The organism is Mesorhizobium sp. LSHC412B00 (assembly GCF_000503035.1).
In the GTDB taxonomy this organism is placed as follows: domain Bacteria; phylum Pseudomonadota; class Alphaproteobacteria; order Rhizobiales; family Rhizobiaceae; genus Mesorhizobium.
The window spans coordinates 192759-210409 of sequence record NZ_AYWB01000008.1; the positions used below are offsets into that span (position 1 = coordinate 192759).

21 protein-coding genes are annotated in these 17651 nt (G+C 62.3%); 7 read left to right on the forward strand and 14 right to left on the reverse strand.

Features of this window, described 5'->3' with window-relative positions:
* Positions 1-43: 43 nt before the first annotated feature.
* The 4 genes from rpsB to X757_RS147895 all read right to left on the reverse strand — a co-directional run bounded on the left by rpsB (position 44) and on the right by X757_RS147895 (position 2770).
* Positions 44-832, reverse strand: coding sequence for a 30S ribosomal protein S2 (gene rpsB / locus X757_RS147910; protein ID WP_023671022.1), 789 nt, complete (start codon positions 830-832; stop codon positions 44-46).
* A 177-nt stretch (positions 833-1009) separates the two neighbouring features.
* Entirely contained in the window at positions 1010-1621 is a 612-nt protein-coding gene (locus X757_RS147905) for a LysE family translocator (RefSeq protein WP_023726652.1), read from the reverse strand.
* Positions 1618-1896 (reverse strand): DUF4031 domain-containing protein, encoded by a 279-nt coding sequence (locus tag X757_RS147900; RefSeq protein ID WP_023671020.1) that lies wholly within the window; start codon positions 1894-1896, stop codon positions 1618-1620. Before X757_RS147900 ends, X757_RS147905 begins: the two co-directional genes overlap by 4 nt.
* Before the next feature lie 43 nt (positions 1897-1939).
* Positions 1940-2770, reverse strand: coding sequence for a cell envelope integrity EipB family protein (locus tag X757_RS147895; protein WP_023671019.1), 831 nt, complete (start codon positions 2768-2770; stop codon positions 1940-1942).
* A 138-nt stretch (positions 2771-2908) separates the two neighbouring features.
* On the opposite strand from X757_RS147895, the gene X757_RS147890 reads away from it, so the two are divergent.
* The 5 genes from X757_RS147890 (at position 2909) to X757_RS1000000165775 (ending at position 6585) form a co-directional block, all read left to right on the forward strand.
* Positions 2909-3373, forward strand: a complete 465-nt coding sequence (locus tag X757_RS147890) for a RidA family protein (protein ID WP_023700733.1) — start codon at positions 2909-2911, stop codon at positions 3371-3373.
* A gap of 14 nt (positions 3374-3387) precedes the next feature.
* Complete coding sequence (locus tag X757_RS147885) at positions 3388-4116, forward strand: glycerophosphodiester phosphodiesterase (RefSeq protein ID WP_023700734.1); 729 nt, start codon at positions 3388-3390, stop codon at positions 4114-4116.
* A gap of 55 nt (positions 4117-4171) precedes the next feature.
* Positions 4172-5386: a GNAT family N-acetyltransferase gene (locus tag X757_RS147880; RefSeq protein ID WP_023726653.1), complete on the forward strand. Its 1215-nt coding sequence runs from the start codon at positions 4172-4174 to the stop codon at positions 5384-5386.
* A 96-nt stretch (positions 5387-5482) separates the two neighbouring features.
* Positions 5483-5911 carry an HIT family protein gene (locus tag X757_RS147875; RefSeq protein WP_023726654.1) on the forward strand — a complete coding sequence of 143 codons (429 nt, stop codon included), beginning with the start codon at positions 5483-5485 and terminating at the stop codon, positions 5909-5911.
* A gap of 116 nt (positions 5912-6027) precedes the next feature.
* A complete protein-coding gene (locus tag X757_RS1000000165775) occupies positions 6028-6585 on the forward strand; it encodes a phosphatase PAP2 family protein (RefSeq protein ID WP_245275075.1) in 558 nt (185 codons plus the stop codon).
* 103 nt (positions 6586-6688) lie between these two features.
* Here the strand turns inward: X757_RS1000000165775 and clpA are convergent, their stop codons facing one another.
* From clpA to X757_RS0134185, 4 genes are all read right to left on the reverse strand, one after another.
* Positions 6689-9178, reverse strand: coding sequence for an ATP-dependent Clp protease ATP-binding subunit ClpA (gene clpA, locus X757_RS147870; protein WP_023726656.1), 2490 nt, complete (start codon positions 9176-9178; stop codon positions 6689-6691).
* A 6-nt stretch (positions 9179-9184) separates the two neighbouring features.
* Positions 9185-9511, reverse strand: coding sequence for an ATP-dependent Clp protease adapter ClpS (clpS, locus tag X757_RS147865; protein ID WP_023671012.1), 327 nt, complete (start codon positions 9509-9511; stop codon positions 9185-9187).
* Between the two features lie 276 nt (positions 9512-9787).
* Entirely contained in the window at positions 9788-10117 is a 330-nt protein-coding gene (locus X757_RS147860; protein WP_023671011.1) for a phasin family protein, read from the reverse strand.
* Entirely contained in the window at positions 10114-10389 is a 276-nt protein-coding gene (locus X757_RS0134185; protein WP_023726657.1) for a hypothetical protein, read from the reverse strand. The genes X757_RS147860 and X757_RS0134185 overlap by 4 nt, the downstream gene beginning before the upstream one ends.
* Positions 10390-10457: 68 nt before the next feature.
* Between X757_RS0134185 and X757_RS147855 the strand changes: the two genes are divergently transcribed.
* A complete protein-coding gene (locus X757_RS147855) occupies positions 10458-11852 on the forward strand; it encodes an SPOR domain-containing protein (RefSeq protein WP_373432842.1) in 1395 nt (464 codons plus the stop codon).
* A gap of 46 nt (positions 11853-11898) precedes the next feature.
* On the opposite strand, the gene X757_RS147850 is transcribed toward X757_RS147855, so the two are convergent.
* The 4 genes from X757_RS147850 to X757_RS147835 form a co-directional block, all read right to left on the reverse strand.
* The gene (locus X757_RS147850; protein ID WP_023671008.1) at positions 11899-12597 is read right to left on the reverse strand and encodes a DnaJ domain-containing protein; all 699 of its coding nucleotides are present in this window, start codon (positions 12595-12597) and stop codon (positions 11899-11901) included.
* Positions 12597-13328, reverse strand: coding sequence for a hypothetical protein (locus X757_RS147845; RefSeq protein WP_023671007.1), 732 nt, complete (start codon positions 13326-13328; stop codon positions 12597-12599). Before X757_RS147845 ends, X757_RS147850 begins: the two co-directional genes overlap by 1 nt.
* Before the next feature lie 103 nt (positions 13329-13431).
* The gene (locus tag X757_RS147840; protein WP_023671006.1) at positions 13432-13869 is read right to left on the reverse strand and encodes a DUF1489 family protein; all 438 of its coding nucleotides are present in this window, start codon (positions 13867-13869) and stop codon (positions 13432-13434) included.
* Between the two features lie 78 nt (positions 13870-13947).
* On the reverse strand, positions 13948-15351 hold the full coding sequence (locus X757_RS147835; protein ID WP_023726659.1) for an L-serine ammonia-lyase: 1404 nt from the start codon (positions 15349-15351) through the stop codon (positions 13948-13950).
* 271 nt (positions 15352-15622) lie between these two features.
* Between X757_RS147835 and X757_RS147830 the strand changes: the two genes are divergently transcribed.
* Positions 15623-16366 carry a DUF599 domain-containing protein gene (locus tag X757_RS147830; RefSeq protein ID WP_023671004.1) on the forward strand — a complete coding sequence of 248 codons (744 nt, stop codon included), beginning with the start codon at positions 15623-15625 and terminating at the stop codon, positions 16364-16366.
* On the opposite strand, the gene X757_RS147825 is transcribed toward X757_RS147830, so the two are convergent.
* Both X757_RS147825 and X757_RS147820 read right to left on the reverse strand, forming a co-directional pair.
* Positions 16315-17112: a YdcF family protein gene (locus X757_RS147825; RefSeq protein ID WP_023688591.1), complete on the reverse strand. Its 798-nt coding sequence runs from the start codon at positions 17110-17112 to the stop codon at positions 16315-16317. The genes X757_RS147830 and X757_RS147825 overlap by 52 nt on opposite strands.
* A 7-nt stretch (positions 17113-17119) precedes the next feature.
* The gene (locus X757_RS147820) at positions 17120-17650 is read right to left on the reverse strand and encodes a hypothetical protein (RefSeq protein ID WP_023671002.1); all 531 of its coding nucleotides are present in this window, start codon (positions 17648-17650) and stop codon (positions 17120-17122) included.
* Position 17651: the final 1 nt, after the last annotated feature.

The following is a 17651-nucleotide window of genomic DNA, read 5'->3' on the forward strand; positions in this document are numbered from 1 at the left end:
GCCAAATATGAGAATGATGAAGGCCGCAACCGGCCTTCGATTGTCAAGCTTCCGGAGCGTCCGCAGCCGGGGCCGGAGCCGGATCAAGCGCCGGTTCGACCGGAGCTTCGACCGAGGCGCCGATGTCGACGCCGAGCGCGCCCTGCTGGCGGGCGATGCCGTCGATGGCAGCCTTGGCGATCAGGTCGCAATAGAGCTGGATGGCGCGCGCCGCGTCGTCATTACCGGGGATCGGGAAGTCGATCTTGTCCGGATCGCAGTTCGAATCGATGATGGCAACGACCGGAATGCCGAGGCGCTTGGCCTCGAGAATGGCGATCGCTTCCTTGTTGGTGTCGATGACGAACATCAGGTCGGGCGTCGAGCCCATGTCCTTGATACCGCCGAGCGCCTTGTCGAGCTTCTCGCGCTCGCGGTCGAGGTTCAGGCGTTCCTTCTTGGTCAGGCCCTGGGCTTCGCCGGCCAGCATCTCGTCGAGCTTGCGCAGGCGCTGGATCGAATTCGAGATCGTCTTCCAGTTGGTCAGCATGCCGCCGAGCCAACGCGAATTGACATAGTATTGGGCCGAACGCTGTGCGGCGTCGGCGACGATGTCGGACGCCTGGCGCTTGGTGCCGACGAACAGCACGCGGCCGCCCTTGGCAACGGTGTCGGAAACCTGCTTCAGAGCCTGGTGCAGCAAAGGCACCGTCTGCGACAGGTCGATGATGTGGATGTTGTTGCGGGCGCCGTAGATGTAAGGCGCCATCTTCGGGTTCCAGCGGTGGGTCTGGTGGCCGAAGTGAATGCCAGCTTCCAAAAGCTGGCGCATGCTGAAATCAGGCAGTGCCATTCTTAGTTCCTTTTCCGGTTAGCCTCCACGGACACAGGCATTTTTGGACTTTGTCCTCGAACGCCACCGGAGGTTTCAGCCGGATTTCTCCCGGGCAGACACCAAAGTCCGTGTGTGGAATGAGCGCGCATATAGAGGGGAAGCGCTGCAAACGCAAGCGGTGAGGTGCTTCATCGCTCAGCGTGCGGCAATCAGCGCTCCGGTGCCGATCATGGCGCTGCCGGCGAACCGGTTCATCAGCCGCATGCGTTCGGGCGTCCTGAACCAGCCGGATGCCCTGCCCGCCAGCGCGGCGTAGATGCCCATGGTGAGCATATTGGCGCCGACGACGACTGCCACGACCAGCAGGCCGTCGGCAAACGTCATGGTGTCGAGGTTGAGGATCAGCGGCATGATCGAGGCGTGGAACAGGATCGCCTTCGGGTTGCCGAGCGCCACGGAGGCGCCAAGCAGGAACGAACGCGACAATCCGGTTTGGGGGATTCCTTGCGCGGCCGATTGCGCGGCCGCGGCCCGCCACATCTTGATGCCGAGGAAAATCAGGTAGGCCGCACCGGCGTATTTCAACAGGAGAAACACCCATTCGAAGGTCTGGGCCAGCGCCACCAGCCCGAGCAGTGCCAGGGTGACCAGCACGGCATCACCGGCGGCAATGCCCATTCCGGCGACGAACGCACGCAGGAAGCCGCGTGCCACGCCGTTGGTGATCACCGTGAACATCGCCGGTCCCGGCGTGGCGGCGGCAAGTGTGATGGCAAGGCAATAAGCCAGGAATGCCGTTAGCGTCACGATCGGCCCTTTCCGTTGGGTACCCGTACGCGCCTGAAGATCGCAACGATCTCCTCGCGGCTGCATTCGATGGCGCCGAGCCGCACCGCCCGGTCGCGCTCGAAGCCGGTTATGTCATAGTGCGGCGCCGATGTCCTGGGCGGCCCCTGGTAGGACGAACGCTTGACACCAAGCTCGGCGGCGAAACGATGCAGTTCGTCCGTATCGTCGGCCATCAGGTGGCACCAGCGATGGCCGGCCCATTTCCAGATCGCCGCATCGACATAGACCGCCATCGGGAACTGCCATCAAGCCTGCCGTGCCAGCGCCGCATTGTTGCTATTTCGAGACCGGGCAAGGCTTGGTCTGATCGAACAGCGACAGGTTGACCAGCTTTCCGGTCATCGAGAACTCGCCATAGTCCATTGTGAGGTCGCGGGTGATGCCGTTCTCGTGCAGCTTGAAGCTGATGCGGTATTCTGGCACCTCTTCGCCCGATTTGTCGGTCTCGTCGAAATAGGCGATGTCGACCGGCCAGTATTTGTCGCCGGCAAGCTTGGCCAGCGCCGGCGCTTCGGGGTCGGCCTTGTCGCCCTCGGCCTTCTTGCCGACGATGACGGTGGTGGTCATCACCTTGTTGGCATCCTCCGAACCGTCGAACAGGCTGGTTTCGTAGAAATTCTCGCCCTTCTCGGCCTTGCCGATCAGTTCGACCAGATGCTGGGTCGGGAACTGAGTGGCGGCGAGTTCCAGGCTGTTCTTCTCGGGCTTGTCGATGTCGACCTTGAGGCCCTTGGTCTCTTTCGTGGCGGTGCCCTTGACCTCCTTGTCGAGGTTCTGGTCGACGAAGGATTTGGTCACGAACGAGAAGGTCTTGCCTTCGGCGTCCTCGAACGTGGTCGTCTGCTGGTCGGTCAGCCTGGTGTTGTCGCCGGTGGCGATCTGGGTGACGAAACGGAATTTTACCGTATAGCCCTCGCAGGGCGAGCCGTTGAACTCATAGACCATGCGGCCGGAAATCCCGGTGATGCCCGAGCGGTCCGACGCCTTGTCGAGGGTAAGATCGTAGACGGCGCGATGCGCCTGCAGCGCCGGCACGGCAAAGGCTGGAGCCATCGAGAACAGCACCGGAACGAGAACGGCGTGGAAGGCAAGGCGCGTTGCGCGCATAAGGGGCTCCGATCGTCGCAGCTGATGGCAGGCCGCAGGTAAAGATGGTCCAGCTTAAAAAAAGTCGTGGCGGAAGCGAGGCAAAAATAGCAATTTCGGCCCGGCCAGCGCGGCGTCTCCAAGCAATAGGGAAATACGATGAGTGAAACAATCGAAAAGCGGCTAAGCGATCTCGGCGTGACGATACCTGCCGCCGCAGCGCCCGCCGCGAACTATGTGCCCTATTGCAGGTCCGGCAATCTTTTGTTCACCGCCGGGCAGTTGCCGCTCAAGGACGGCAAGCTGCAGGCAAGCGGCCTGCTCGGCCGCGACGTCGATACCGAAACCGGCAAGGAAGGCGCAAAATACTGCGCAATCAATGTCTTGGCCCAAGCAAAAGCAGCACTTGGCGATCTCGAAAAAATCCAGCGTTTGGTCAAGATTACCGTGTTTGTTGCATCAGTGCCGGATTTCGTCGAGCAGCATCTGGTCGCCAATGGCGCCTCCGATTTCCTGGTCGCGGCCCTTGGCGAGCGCGGCAAGCATGCCCGCTCCGCCGTCGGCACCGCCTGTCTGCCGCTTAATGCCGCAGTGGAAATCGAAGCCGTCTTCGAGGTCGCATGAGCAGGACCAAGACAATGACCGACCTTTCCTGGCTGACCGCCCGCCCGGTGGCGCATCGCGGCTTTCACGACATGAACAAGACGCGCTGGGAAAACACGCTGTCGGCCTTCGCTGCTGCCGCCGAGCGCGGCTATGCGATCGAATGCGACGTGCATTTGTCGTCCGACCGCGTCCCCGTCATCATTCATGACGGCGATCTCAGGCGGTTGACCGGCCAGGACGGCTTTGTCTGGCAGCGCACGGCAGCGGAACTGGCGGCGCTCAGGATCGGCGGCACCAAGGACCATGTGCCTTCACTTCAGGAGGTGCTCGACCTGGTCGACGGCCGCGTGCCTTTGGTGGTCGAACTGAAGGGCGTGCCCGGTTACGACGAGGGCCTGGTGGCAAGCGTCGGCAAGATGCTGGAGCGCTACAAGGGCAAGGCGGCGATCATGTCGTTCGACCACTGGCTGGTCCGCGATTTCCCCAGGGATGCGCCTGGCATTCCGGGTGGGCTGACCGCCTATGGCAGGGACAACCAGTTGATCGAGGCGCATTTTGCCATGCTGGCACATGACCTCGCCTTCACCTCCTATGCCGCGGGCGATCTGCCGAACCCGTTCGTCAGCTTCGTGCGCGAAAGGCTTAAAATGCCTGTCATCACCTGGACGGTGCATGACCAGCCGGCGGTGGATCTCACCTTCAAATACGCCGACCAGATGACGTTCGAAGGGTTCGAACCCGATCTGGTCAATGTCGCCTGATGGAAGTGCCTGAAACGTGACTTGTAGCGGCCCCGACAGAGCTTAAATAAGCCCCATGGATCAGGGTGATGAAGGTGACGGGCAACCGGCGAATGCGGAGTTTTCCATCCGCGTTGCCGCCGGCATCAATGCCTTCACCTGCGACGAGTGGAACGGCTTTACCGGCACAACCCGCAGCGACACAGAAAATGGCTATAACCCTCTCGTTTCATATGCTTTTCTGAGCGCGCTTGAAGATTCCGGCTGCGCCGTGCGGCGTACCGGCTGGCAAGGTCATCATCTCAGACTGGAAAATGCCCAAGGCAGATTGCTGGGCGCCGTGCCCTGCTATCTCAAATCGCACAGCCAGGGCGAATATGTCTTCGACCACGGCTGGTCGGATGCGTTCGAACGCGCCGGCGGCAACTACTATCCGAAACTGCAATGCGCCGTGCCGTTCTCTCCGGTCACCGGCCCTCGCCTGCTGGTCAGCAAAGGCGAGGACAGCGCCATTGTGAAGGCCGGTCTCGCAGCGGGCCTGAAGGCGGTGACGGAAAAGCTCGGCGTGTCGTCCGCGCATGTCACCTTCGCCAGTGAAAGCGACGTTGCAACGCTGGAAGCAGCCGGCTTCCTGCACCGCACCGACCAGCAGTTCCACTTCTTCAACGAAGGCTTTTCGACCTATGACGATTTCCTCGCTACGCTGGCATCGCGCAAGCGCAAGGCGATGAAGAAGGAGCGGCGCGAGGCGCTCGCCAACGATATCTCGATCGACTGGCTGACCGGCAAGGACCTGAGCGAAAGGGCCTGGGACGATTTCTTCGCCTTCTATATGGACACCGGCAGCCGCAAATGGGGCCGGCCCTATCTCAACCGCAAGTTCTTCTCGCTGATCGGCGAGCGCATGTCCCAGGATATCCTGTTGGTAATGGCCAAGCGCAATGGCCGCTATGTCGCCGGCGCCATCAACTTCATCGGCTCCGATGCGCTCTACGGCCGCAATTGGGGCTGCATCGAGGACCACCCGTTCCTGCATTTCGAAGTTTGCTACCATCAGGCCATCGACTTCGCCATCGAGCGTAAGCTGAAGGTGGTCGAGGCCGGCGCGCAGGGTGAGCACAAGCTGGCGCGCGGCTATCGTCCCGTGACCATGCATTCGGCGCACTACATCGGACATCCCGGCCTGCGCAATGCTGTGGCCGACTATCTCCGGCGGGAACGCCGCGAGGTCGAGCGGATGGGCGAAATCCTGGAAGAGCATACGCCGTTCCGCAAGGATCTTGAGGAATAGCGATCCGCCCCTGCCCTCGCCTGTCGATATCGCCGGACCATCTTGCCGGTCCGGGACAGCTTCGCTACACCGGGAGCATACTCCCGGAGCGCCGCCATGACCGAGGCCTACGACCCCAGCAATATCTTCGCGAAGATCCTGCGCGGCGAAATCCCCTCGCACCGCATCTACGAGGATGATGCCGTGGTCGCCTTCATGGATGTGATGCCGCAAGGCCCCGGTCACACGCTGGTGGTGCCCAAAGTACCGTCGCGCAATCTGCTCGATGCCGATCCGGCGACGCTCGGCCGGCTGTTCACCACGGTCCAGACGGTCGCGCTGGCGGTCAAAAAGGCTTTCGGCGCTGACGGGGTCACCATCCTGCAGTTCAACGAACCGGCGTCCGGCCAGACCGTCTACCACCTACATGTCCATGTCATCCCGCGGTTCGAAGGCATCGCGCTCAAGCCGCATACGGGGCAGATGGAGAAGCCCGAAGTGCTGACGGAGAACGCGGCGAAGATCCGAGCAGCGCTGAACGATTGAGGTGGCGCGCGCCTCAGGGCGATGCGCTCAGCCACAATCCACCACGTCGGTTAGGAAAATATCAAACCACCCCGTGATAAAGTGCCGTACCGGGATGCGTTTGGGTTTTAAAAATCGTGGAACATTCGGTTGCGACATCAGAGCCGTTGGTAAAAGCAGCTGCCGGCCGGGCCTTTCTGCGCACCTTGGCGGACGCCTACCGGCGACACCGCCTGCTGCACGCGATGGCCATCGCTGCCCTGCTTTTGGCAGCCGCGGTCGGCCTGCGCACCGGAAACATGCCGGATTTCGGCGTGCTGGAAGACTATGCCCAATACCTTCTTTTCGCTTTCTGGATCGGTGGCTGCGCCTTCGCACTCGGCAGCTTTTTTCACCTTGCGCAGGACATTGTGTGGAGCGGCTATATCGGGGCGACGCGAGGCAGTCTCGGCATATCCGCCTTCCCGTCCATGCATGTGGCGATGGCGGTGCTTTTCGCGCTTTATGCAACACGCCGCTCACGGTTGGCCGGCCTTTTGATGTGGGCATTCGCCGCAATCATCATGGTCGGCTCGGTCGTCCTTGGCTGGCATTATGCCGTGGATGGCTATGCGAGCGTTCTGATTTCGATCGCCATCTGGAAGGCGTGCGGGTACTTCCTGGGCAAGTTTGCACCCGAGGGCGTCGCCGCCTGACCTAACAACATCTGACCTGAAAAGCAGGGGCGCTGTGTCGGCAAACCGGCCAGCCAATGAAAAAAGGGCCCGTCACCGGGCCCTTTTTTCATAGGCGAACTTTTTAGCTCTTGCGCGGCAGTTGCGGCACCAGGCTGCGCTTGCCGCCATCCTTGCCCTTCGGCTCGGGCTCGTCCTTGCCCTTGGGTTGAGGCTTCTGCGACACCGCCTTCTTGGCGACGGGCTTCTTGGCCACCGCCTTGCGGGCTTTCGGCGCCTCTTCCGGCTCCTGCTTCGGCTGCACCGGGGCTTCGTCGGCCAGCGATTCGAGCTTCAGGCCGGTTTCGCCGGTTTCCTTCTTCTCGACAGTGACGCGCACCGTGCCGCCCTTCTTGAGCTTGCCGAACAGCACCTCGTCGGCCAACGGCTTCTTGATGTGCTCCTGGATGACCCGGCCGAGCGGCCGCGCACCCATGCGTTCATCGTAGCCCTTGTCGGCCAGCCAGGCGATCGCGTCCGGCGACAGGTCGAAGGTGACGCCCCGCTCGGAGAGCTGGGCCTCGAGCTGCATGACGAACTTCTGCACCACCTGATGGATAACCGGCACCGGCAGCGAGCCGAACGGGATGATCGCATCGAGACGGTTGCGGAACTCCGGCGTGAACAACCGGTTGATGGCCTCGACATCGTCGCCTTCGCGCTTGGTCGATCCGAAACCGATCGCCGCGCGCTGCGCATCGGATGCGCCCGCATTGGTGGTCATGATAAGGATGACATTGCGGAAGTCGATCTGCTTGCCGTTGTGGTCGGTCAGCTTGCCGTGGTCCATGACCTGCAACAGGATGTTGAACAGGTCCGGATGCGCCTTCTCAACTTCATCCAGCAAGAGCACGCAGTGCGGATGCTGGTCGACCCCGTCGGTGAGCAGACCGCCCTGGTCGAAGCCGACATAGCCGGGAGGCGCGCCGATCAACCGCGAGACGGTGTGGCGTTCCATATATTCCGACATGTCGAAGCGGATCAGCTCGACGCCGAGCGAGGCAGCCAACTGCTTGGCGACTTCGGTCTTGCCGACGCCGGTCGGGCCTGAGAACAGGTAGGAGCCGATCGGCTTTTCCGGTTCGCGCAGGCCGGCACGCGCCAGCTTGATCGCCGAGGTCAGCGCGGTGATGGCGGTGTCCTGGCCATAGACGACGCGCTTCAGCTCGATGTCGAGGCCTTGCAGCACCTTCTCGTCGTCTGCCGAAACCGTCTTCGGCGGGATGCGGGCCATCGTGGCGATCGTGGCTTCGATCTCCTTGATGCCGATCGTCTTCTTGCGCTTGGCTTCCGGCACCAGCATCTGCGAGGCGCCGGTCTCGTCGATCACGTCGATCGCCTTGTCCGGCAGCTTGCGGTCGTTGATGTAGCGGGCCGACAGTTCCACCGAAGCCTTGATCGCCTCGTTGGTGAACTTCACCTTGTGGAATTCCTCATAATAGGGCTTGAGGCCCTTCATGATCTCGATGGCGTCCTCGATGGTCGGCTCGTTGACGTCGATCTTCTGGAAGCGCCGCACCAGAGCGCGGTCCTTCTCGAAGAACTGGCGGAACTCCTTGTAAGTGGTCGAGCCGATGCAGCGGATGGCACCCGAAGACAGCGCCGGCTTCAACAGGTTCGACGCATCCATCGCGCCGCCTGACGTGGCGCCGGCCCCGATCACCGTGTGGATCTCGTCGATGAACAGCACGGCGCCGGGATAATCCTCGAGCTCCTTGACGACCTGCTTCAGCCGCTCTTCGAAATCGCCGCGATAGCGCGTGCCGGCCAACAGCGTGCCCATGTCGAGCGCGAAGATGGTGGCGTCCTGCAGCACTTCGGGCACATCGCCTTCAACGATGCGCTTGGCCAGGCCTTCGGCAATCGCCGTCTTGCCAACGCCGGGATCGCCGACATAGAGCGGGTTGTTCTTGGAACGGCGGCACAGCACCTGGATGGTGCGGTTGATTTCGCTCTCGCGGCCGATCAGCGGATCGATCTTGCCGGCCTTGGCCTTGTTGTTGAGGTTGACGCAATAAGCCGTCAGCGCATCCTGCTGCTGCTTCTTCTTGCCGCCTTCCTCCTGCGGCTCGGCGCCGTTCGGGCCGCCCTGCTCGTCATCGGCGCCGCGCGGCGAGCGCGTCTCCGATGCGCCGGGGCGCTTGGCGATGCCGTGCGAGATGTAGTTGACCGCGTCGTAGCGGGTCATCTGCTGTTCCTGCAGGAAATAAGCGGCATGGCTCTCGCGCTCGGCAAAGATGGCGACGAGCACGTTGGCGCCGGACACTTCCTCGCGGCCGGATGACTGTACATGGATCACGGCGCGCTGGATGACGCGCTGGAAGCCGGCGGTCGGCTTGGAATCCTCATCGTAACCGGTGACCAGATTGTCGAGTTCGGTGTCGATATAGGTCAGAACGGTGTGCTTCAGCTCGTCCAGATCGACGTTGCAGGCGCGCATAACGGCGGCCGCCTCGGTGTCGTCGATGAGGGCGAGCAGCAGATGTTCTAGGGTTGCATATTCATGGTGCCGCTCATTGGCGAGCGTCAGCGCCTGGTGAAGCGCCTTTTCCAGGCCTTGGGAGAAAGCCGGCATGTTACCTCACTTCTTCTCCATCACGCATTGCAGCGGATGCTGATTCTGTCGGGCGAAATCCATGACCTGAGACACTTTGGTCTCGGCCACCTCGAATGTATAGACCCCGCACTCGCCCACCCCATGATTGTGAACATGAAGCATGATGCGTGTGGCGGCTTCGCGGTCCTTTTGAAAAAAACGCTCCAGGACGTGAACCACGAACTCCATGGGCGTATAGTCGTCGTTGAGGATGAGGACCCTGTAAAGGCTGGGCTTCTTGGTCTTGGTCTTGGTGCGCGTAATGACGGCTGTGCCGCGACCGGCCTCATTGCCGTCGCCGTCACTTTGCATCCGCACCACGCTTGTTGTGGCAGTCAAACCTGAAGTCACGTAATCCTGCCTCTTTCGAATCCCCATGCGAGTTCGATATGTAGGTGTTCGATGGACGATTTTAAGCCCTTCTTGTTAGCTGACAATATGGCTAGGTGGGCAAACCGAGGCGATTTTCAAAATCGTGAACCGCCAAAGCCCCGGAATTGAAACAGGCATGAAAAAACCCGGCCGCGCATCTGCGACCGGGTCTGTTTTGCAAGCCCGAAAGGCCGTGCCTGGTATTCTCGAGCGAAATTACTTCGCCTTGGCGACAATCGATTCGAAGGGCTTGTAAGCCTCCTTGGCGAGATCGGCATAGAGATCGCCGAACTTGGTCGCCTCGGCGACGAAGCTCTCATAGCTCTGCTTGGCGAAGTCGGACTGGATCTCGACCGCCTTTTCCAGCGACTTGGCGGAGAACAGCTTTTCGACCGCGGCGCTGCCGGCCTCGAAGCTCTTCTTGGTGTATTCGCCAGCTTCGGTGGCGATCGCCTGCGCGCCCTTAGAGAGCGAGGTGAAGCTCTTCAATCCGGTATCGGCAAACTCCTTGCCGTATTTCGAGAAGTCCTCGTAGGTCTGGGTCATTTGACGTTTCCCTTGGCGTTTTGAAGCGCCCTTGCCTGAGCGCGGTTGTGCAATGCACGAGAATATATTGTGCGCTGCACAAAAGTCAAGATTTCAGCGGCATCAGGCCGCGCTGCGCCGGCAACAGCTAAAATTCGAATAAAGAAAGGCTCAAGCCCGAGGAAAATGGTGAACGCGCCGGTTACCATAAACGGATTGGTAACGCTGGCCGCGATAGTTTGACGACAAGTGAGGTCGGATCCCTTTGCCGCCTCCAGAGCAATGAGTTTCAAAGGAACTATCAGTGCGTCAGGCGTTGTCGGTCTTCGGTTCAAAATCCGCATCTTCCCTCAAAACGATCATGATCCTCGCTTTGGCGATGTCATTTGTCGTTGCGGATGCCGCGTCCTCGATGGCCGCTAGGTCTTCGGCGATCGTCGTCGACGCCAAGACCGGCAAGGTGCTTTATTCCTCCGATGCCAACGGCCGGCGCTACCCGGCGTCGTTGACCAAGATGATGACGCTCTATCTGACCTTCGAGGCCATGGCGAAGGGCCGGATCAGCAGGAACACGCCGGTGCCGTTCTCGGCCAAAGCGGCGGCCGAACCGCCGACCAAGCTTGGCGTCAAGGCGGGCGGAGCGGTTTCGGTCGAGACCGCCATCCTGTCGATGGTGACCAAGTCGGCCAATGATTCGGCGACCGCGCTCGGCGAACTGCTCGGCGGCAGCGAAAGCAATTTCGCCCGCATGATGACCGCCAAGGCGCGCGCGCTCGGCATGGACGGCACCGTGTTTCGCAATGCCAACGGCCTGCCCGATCCCGGCCAGTTCACAACCGCCCACGACATGGCGATGCTTGGCATAGCGCTCAGGGAACATTATCCGCAGTATTACGGCTATTTCTCGCAGCGCTCCTTCCTTTACGGCCGCCAGCGCATCAATGGCCACAACCGTCTGCTCGGCCGCATCAAGGGCGTCGACGGCATCAAGACCGGCTATACCCGCGCCTCCGGCTTCAACCTCGTCTCGTCGGTTTCGGATGGCAACCGCCGCCTCGTCGCCGTCGTCATGGGCGGCACTTCGGGGCGCAGCCGCGACAACCAGATGGCCGGCCTGATCAACGCCTACATGCCGCGCGCATCGACCCGCGGCGGCGGCGCACTGGTCGCCAAGGCCGGCGGCGACAATCCGGTCAAGGCGCTGGCCAAGGTCTTCCTGCCCAAGCATGACGCGCCGACGCCGGATGACAAGCCGATGGTTGAAGACGATGCCGTAGCGTCCAATGACGATCCGACATCCGCTGACGAGCAGTCTGCTGAAGGGCAGTCTGCCGACGAACAGACGGTGGCCGCGGTCGAAGAGCCCGCCCCCGCCGTCAAGACCAGGAAGGTCAAGACCGTCATCGTGACGGCGCCGAAGGTCGAAACTGCGCAGATTGTGGCTGCCTACGCCGAACCCACGCCTGCATCCCCACAGGCGGTCGACCCGGTCAACACGGCCTCGGTGCCGGCTGGTTGGGCGGTGCAGGTGGCGTCGTCGCCCAAGCAGTCCGAAGCCCAGGCTTTCCTCGACAAGACCGCCAAGCAGGCGCCCAAGGTTCTTGCGGCTGCTTCCGGTTTCACCGTCGCCTTCGAGAAGGATGGCGAGACCTATTACCGCGCCCGGTTCGGCGGCTTCGGCTCGAAGGACGCGGCCTGGAACGCCTGCAATGCCCTGAAGAAAAAGAAAATCGCCTGCTACGCAGTCCAACAGTAGGGCGGCGTCGGAACCATCTCCCGGAAATTTACTGCGTCGAAGGAGACTAGTTGTGATTGGAGAGCAAGACGTCCTTGGCTTCGTTGATCCGCGCCGCCAGGAAAGACGTGCCGCCGATGTCGGGGTGCAGGCGCTGCATCAGGCGGCGGTGCGCCTTGCGGACATCCGCCGCGGCGGCCCCCGCTTCAAGACCAAGGATCTTGTAGGCCTCCTCCTTAGTCATGGCGCCCGCACCTGGCGCAACACCCAACCCTTCGCCACCGTTCGCCTCAGCGTCTTTGCGCCAGACGGGAAAACGGCCGTCAAGATACGTCTCTAGGAGCTGGCGGCTCTCCGGGTCGCCGGGGAGTTCGCGGTAAAGCTGCTGCAGCTCGGCCAGGCCCATCGCGCCCAGCATCTTGCCTTCATGGCGGCCGGCCAGAACCAGGCCTTCAAGCCCGCCCGTATCGTGATCAAGCTCCATTTCCAGTGCGGCGGTCCGCACCGTCGAGCGCTTGCCGGGCGCCGGCCCGACCGACGGCTGCTTCATTCGCACCGAACCGTACCAGGCAAGGGCCGCGGCCAGAATGAGGCCGGCAATGCCTTCGCGCCCGACCACCAGCACGGCGAGCCCGACCAGCGCCAGAAGCACCGGCCCGAGCGTGCGCATGCCGCTTGCCAGTTTTTGCGCATCGGCGCGGACAAAGATCGTCGCCGCGCCGAGCAGCACCAGAAACAGTGCAACAAGTGCAATGATAGCGCCCATCAATTCCCGCCGCCCCTGAGATGCTCGATCAGCAGCCGGTCTCCCGGCCTGTCCCTTGCCTCGAGCGCCTTCAATCCACCCGTCGCATAGACGGCGACCGCTGAAAGCAGCCCGGCCAAGGTCGCGGCAGCCCGCCGATCAAATCGGAACCAAGCCCCTTTGGACAGCCGCGCAATCTCCTTGAACGCCTTTTCTGCGCCGGGATCATGGCCTTCCTGGAAGACGAAGACGGGAACGCCGTGCAGACCGAGGCTGCCGGCCCTCTGCGCCAGGTCGTCGATATCCTCTTCCATGGCGTCGCCGATATAGACCAGAGCGTTGACCTTGGCCGCCGCCGTTTCCTTCAGCGCATGCGCCAGCACCTTGCCGATCTGGGTGTGGCCGGCACGGCAGTCGATCCGCGTCATCAGCTGCTTCAGGGCATTGGTGTCGGCGACAAAAGCCGACGAGCGGCACTCGCCCAACCCGCGAAAATAGGCCAGTTGGACGCTGAGAGTTCCGGCCTTGCCGACGGCGTCGAACATTTCGCCCTGCAGCTTGGTGGCGAGATCCCAGGTCGGCTGGCGGCTCATCGTGGCGTCGAGCGCAAGGATCAGCCGCCCGGAGCCGGTCGCGGACGCGGCAAGCGTCCGGGCCTGACGGATAAAGGCGTCGATCTCGCCGGCATTGGATTGAGGCTTGACCGGCGCAGGATCGGCCCTGGCGGGCACGCGCTGCTTCTTGTCGCTCATAGGAAGCAAGATGTGGCGTTGTCGGCCCCCTTGCAAGTCCAGCCTTGGACAAGATGAAGGGCCAGCGCTCGACGCTCTGGGAGAAGCGGCCGCGCCCTTGGCTCTACAGCAAGCCCAGATCGGCGAGCTCGCGCTTCAGTTTTGGCGGCATCTCGACCATTCCGGCCTTACCCTTGCCGATATCTGCGGGCGCATCCGACGGTTTGAGATAACGCCAGCCCTGGAAGGCGCGGCGCGGCTGCCAGTCGGTGCGCACCACGTCGAGGTCGAGCATCAGGCGGCAACGGCCGATGCCTTCGTCGTCGGTGAAGGGCCTGATATCAGTGATCAGCTGGCGGCATTGCACGCTGCCCTTGATCACCCAATAAAGCGAACCGCCATCGGTGACCTCGGCGCCGCGCGTCGGCACCATGCGGGTTGTGTGCCAGTGCTCGGCGGGTTCGCCGGCGCGGCGGCGCTCATCGAGGCGGAAGGCGATCCATTCTTCGAGGTCCTCGACGCTGTCGCAACCGACGCACAGTTTTAGGAGATTGAGTGCCATCGCTTAAGGTTTAGTCCGGCGCGCGATTGCGTCAACGGCCCTGCCCGACTTCTCCACAGTGCCAGTGGCGTTGCGCGGTCAGCATTCCACGACATTGACGGCGAGCCCACCAAGGCTGGTTTCCTTGTACTTCTCGTTCATGTCGAGGCCCGTCTGGCGCATTGTTTCGATCGCGGCGTCGAGCGGCACGAAATGGACGCCGTCGCCTTTGATCGCCAGAGAGGCGGCGGTGACCGCCTTGACGGCGCCGAGCGCATTGCGCTCGATGCAAGGCACCTGGACCAGACCGCCGACCGGATCGCAAGTCATGCCGAGATGATGTTCGAGCGCGATTTCGGCGGCGTTCTCGACCTGCTCGGGCGTGCCGCCCATGACGGCGCAGAGACCCGCGGCAGCCATCGCCGAGGCCGAACCGACCTCGCCCTGGCAGCCGACCTCGGCGCCGGAGATCGAGGCATTGGTCTTGATGATGCCGCCGACGGCGGCGGCCGTGAGCAGGAAGTCGCGGATGCTCGGCTGGTCGGCCTCGGGGTGGAAATGCAGCCAGTAACGCAGCACCGCCGGCAATGTGCCGGCCGCGCCATTGGTCGGCGCGGTGACGACGCGTCCACCGGCGGCGTTCTCTTCGTTCACCGCCATGGCGTAGATCGACAGCCAGTCATTGGCCAGCAAAGGGTTGGGCTTGTTCTGCTGCCATTGCTCCTGCAGCTTGTCGTGCAGCATGCGGGCACGACGGCGCACTTTCAGCCCGCCCGGCATGATGCCGTCCTGCGACAGGCCGCGGTCGATGCAGCCCTTCATGGCGCCCCAGATCGCATCAAGGCCGTTGTCGAGCTCCTCGCGCGACATATGTGTCTCTTCATTGACGCGCTTCATGTCGGCGATAGACAGGCCGCTTTTGCCTGCCATCTTCAGCATCTCGACGGCATTCTTGAAGGGATAGGGCACCTTCTTGCCTTCTGTGGTCACCGAGCCCTTCACCTTCATCCGCTGCAGCTCTTCCTCGGACACCACGAAGCCGCCGCCGATGGAATAGTAGATGCGCTTGAGCAGCAGCCGGTCGCCGGCATCGTAAGCGTAGAAGGCCATGCCGTTGGCGTGGCCGGTGAGCGGCGTCTTGCGGTCGAGCACCAGATCCGTCGCCGGATCGAAGCGATAGGAGGGATGGCCGCGTGGCGATATCCGCTTCTCGGCGGCGATGCGCGTGGCGATTCCCTCGGCCTGATCGGGATCGACCGTCTGCGGTGTCAGGCCAGCAAGTCCGAGGACAACGGCGCGATCCGAGCCATGGCCGATACCGGTATAGGCGAGCGAGCCGTGCAGGCTGGCGCCAATGCGATCGACCTTGACGCCGGCCGGGCGCGGCCAGTCATCGCCGGCGATCTCGTCGAGAAACCGCCGCGCCGCTGTCATCGGTCCCATCGTGTGCGAACTAGACGGTCCGATGCCGATCTTGAACAGGTCGAAAACCGAAAGAAACACGCTGCGCCGTCTCCGGGAATGGGATCAAGACCTACATATAGGACTTTCCATGATGTTTGTGCTGTTTTGCGGATTGCGGCGCTGCACCTGCCGACCTTGTTTGCTCCGGCAGCGACATCACCGGCTGAAAGCGCGTCGCGCTGAAACGGATTCATGCGACGCGCTTTAAGTTCTTGTTTCAATGCATGTCGTTGTCCCAGAACCGCAGCTCACCTCTGGGCGGCATGCATTGAGCATCGAACTGACCGCTTTGCCTGTGGTAAAAGGGGGCATGGGCGATTCCTTCCATCTGTCGACGGCTGATCTGGCGGCGCTGGCTTTCTTCCTGCTCGCATGGTTGCTGCATACGCTGGCGTCCGACGGCAGACTGGTCAGCCGGGTGTCGTTGACGATGGCCATGAACGTGCAGCGCGAGGCCTGGATGCGCACCATGGCCGAGCGCGAAATCCGCATCGTCGACACCGCCATCATGAGCGGCCTGCAGCAAGGCACCGCCTTTTTCGCCTCCAGTTCGCTGATTGCGCTCGGTGGCTGTTTCGCGCTGCTTGGCGCCTCGGATCAGGTCCTTGCCGTGCTGAACGACCTGCCGTTGAACGCGACCTCATCGCGCTCCGCCTTTCAGATCAAGGTCTTTGGCCTGGTGCTGATCCTGGCCTTCGCCTTCTTCAAGTTCGGCTGGGCCTACCGTCTCTTCAACTACTGCACGATCCTGATCGGCGCGGTGCCGATCCCCTATGGCGAGGCGTCACGCAACCCGGTCAGCGAAACGGCGGTGTGGCGCGCGGCGCGCATGAACATGCTGGCCGGCAAGCATTTCAATTCAGGCCTGCGCGCGGTGTTCTTCTCGATCGGCTATCTCGGCTGGTTCGTCGACCCGATCGTGTTCGTGCTGTCGACGCTGCTGCTTCTGGCGGTGCTGGTGCGGCGCCAGTTCTTTTCAGCGGCGCGACAAGCGGTGATCGGTCAGCCGCCCGGGCCGGGGAAAAGCTGGTCGATCCGGCCCGATAGCCAATAGGCGGCGAGGCCGATCCATTCGCGGATCGCAATGGTGGTGGTCTGCAGCGAATCGGGTGCGTTGTCGCGAAACAGGCCAAAGCCTTCCTTGCCCGAGGTGCGATAGTCGACCGGCCACGGGACCGTCTGAAAGCCGGCCTTGTCGAACAGCGCCTTGGCGCGCGGCATGTGGAAGGCGGAGGTGACAAGCAGCCAGGTCTCGCCCGGTTTCGGTGTTACCAGTTCCTTGGTGAAGACCGCATTCTCATAGGTGTTGCGGGATTTGCTCTCGAGCATCAGGCGATCGGCGTCGACGCCAAGCGCACCGAGCAGCCGCGGCGCGGTGGCCGCATCCCCCTCGCCATCGATGAACAGTTCACCGGTGCCGCCCGAGATAACCACTTTCGCCTCGGGAAAGCGCCGGGCAAGGATCGCCGCCTCCACCATGCGGTCGCCGCCGGAATTCAGCTCATAGCCGCCGCGCGCCAAGTTGATGGCGCCCTCGAAGCCGCCGCCGAGCACGACAATGCCGTCGACCTTCCGCGGCAGCGGCGGCTTTGGGAAGCGCTCTTCGAGCGGATTGAGCATCATGGCGCCAAGCGACGTCCAGGCCGACAGCGCCAGAATCAGGAAGGCGAACACACTGCCCGTCGCCGCCAATCGCCGGCGGCCGATCAGCGCCGCGAGCAAGCCGGCAAGCAGCAGGAAGATCGCCAGGTTGAGTGGTTGGACGAAGAACCAGAATACCTTGGAGAGATAGAAGAACATTGCCTGCCTATCTCCAGCTCAAATTGTGACGGCCGGTGAAGTGCTCGACCGCACTCGCTACCGCTTCCGCTTCGAGGCGGCTTAACTCCCTGCCGAAAACAAGGACGCCGTTCGCGTTGGTTAAGCTGATGACTTCCGACAGTCCCACTTCGTCCGTGGGATAGGTATGGTCGAGGATTTCGACCCTAAGATGCCCTTTCAAAGGCAGTGACCACCGATTTCGCAAAGAACCCCTCACCGAGCGCACGGCTGCGGTGTCGGTCAGCCGCAGGGTTTCCCTGCCGAACACCCGCCAGATGAAATCCTTGCCCAGGAAATAGGTGAAGAGGGCAATGACCGCCACGAAGGACAGCAGGCCGAGCGTGCCGCTGGTGAGCGTTGCGGACGACATATCTGTCAATCCCATGTAGCCGGTGTAGGCGACGATCGCGGCCCCGATCAGGACAAAGACTGTCCTGAAATCCGAGGTGCGTGGCGGGTTCGTGATCAGCAGTTCGTTTCCCGTCTCGACGATGGAAATGCGAGACGGAGGCGGCATG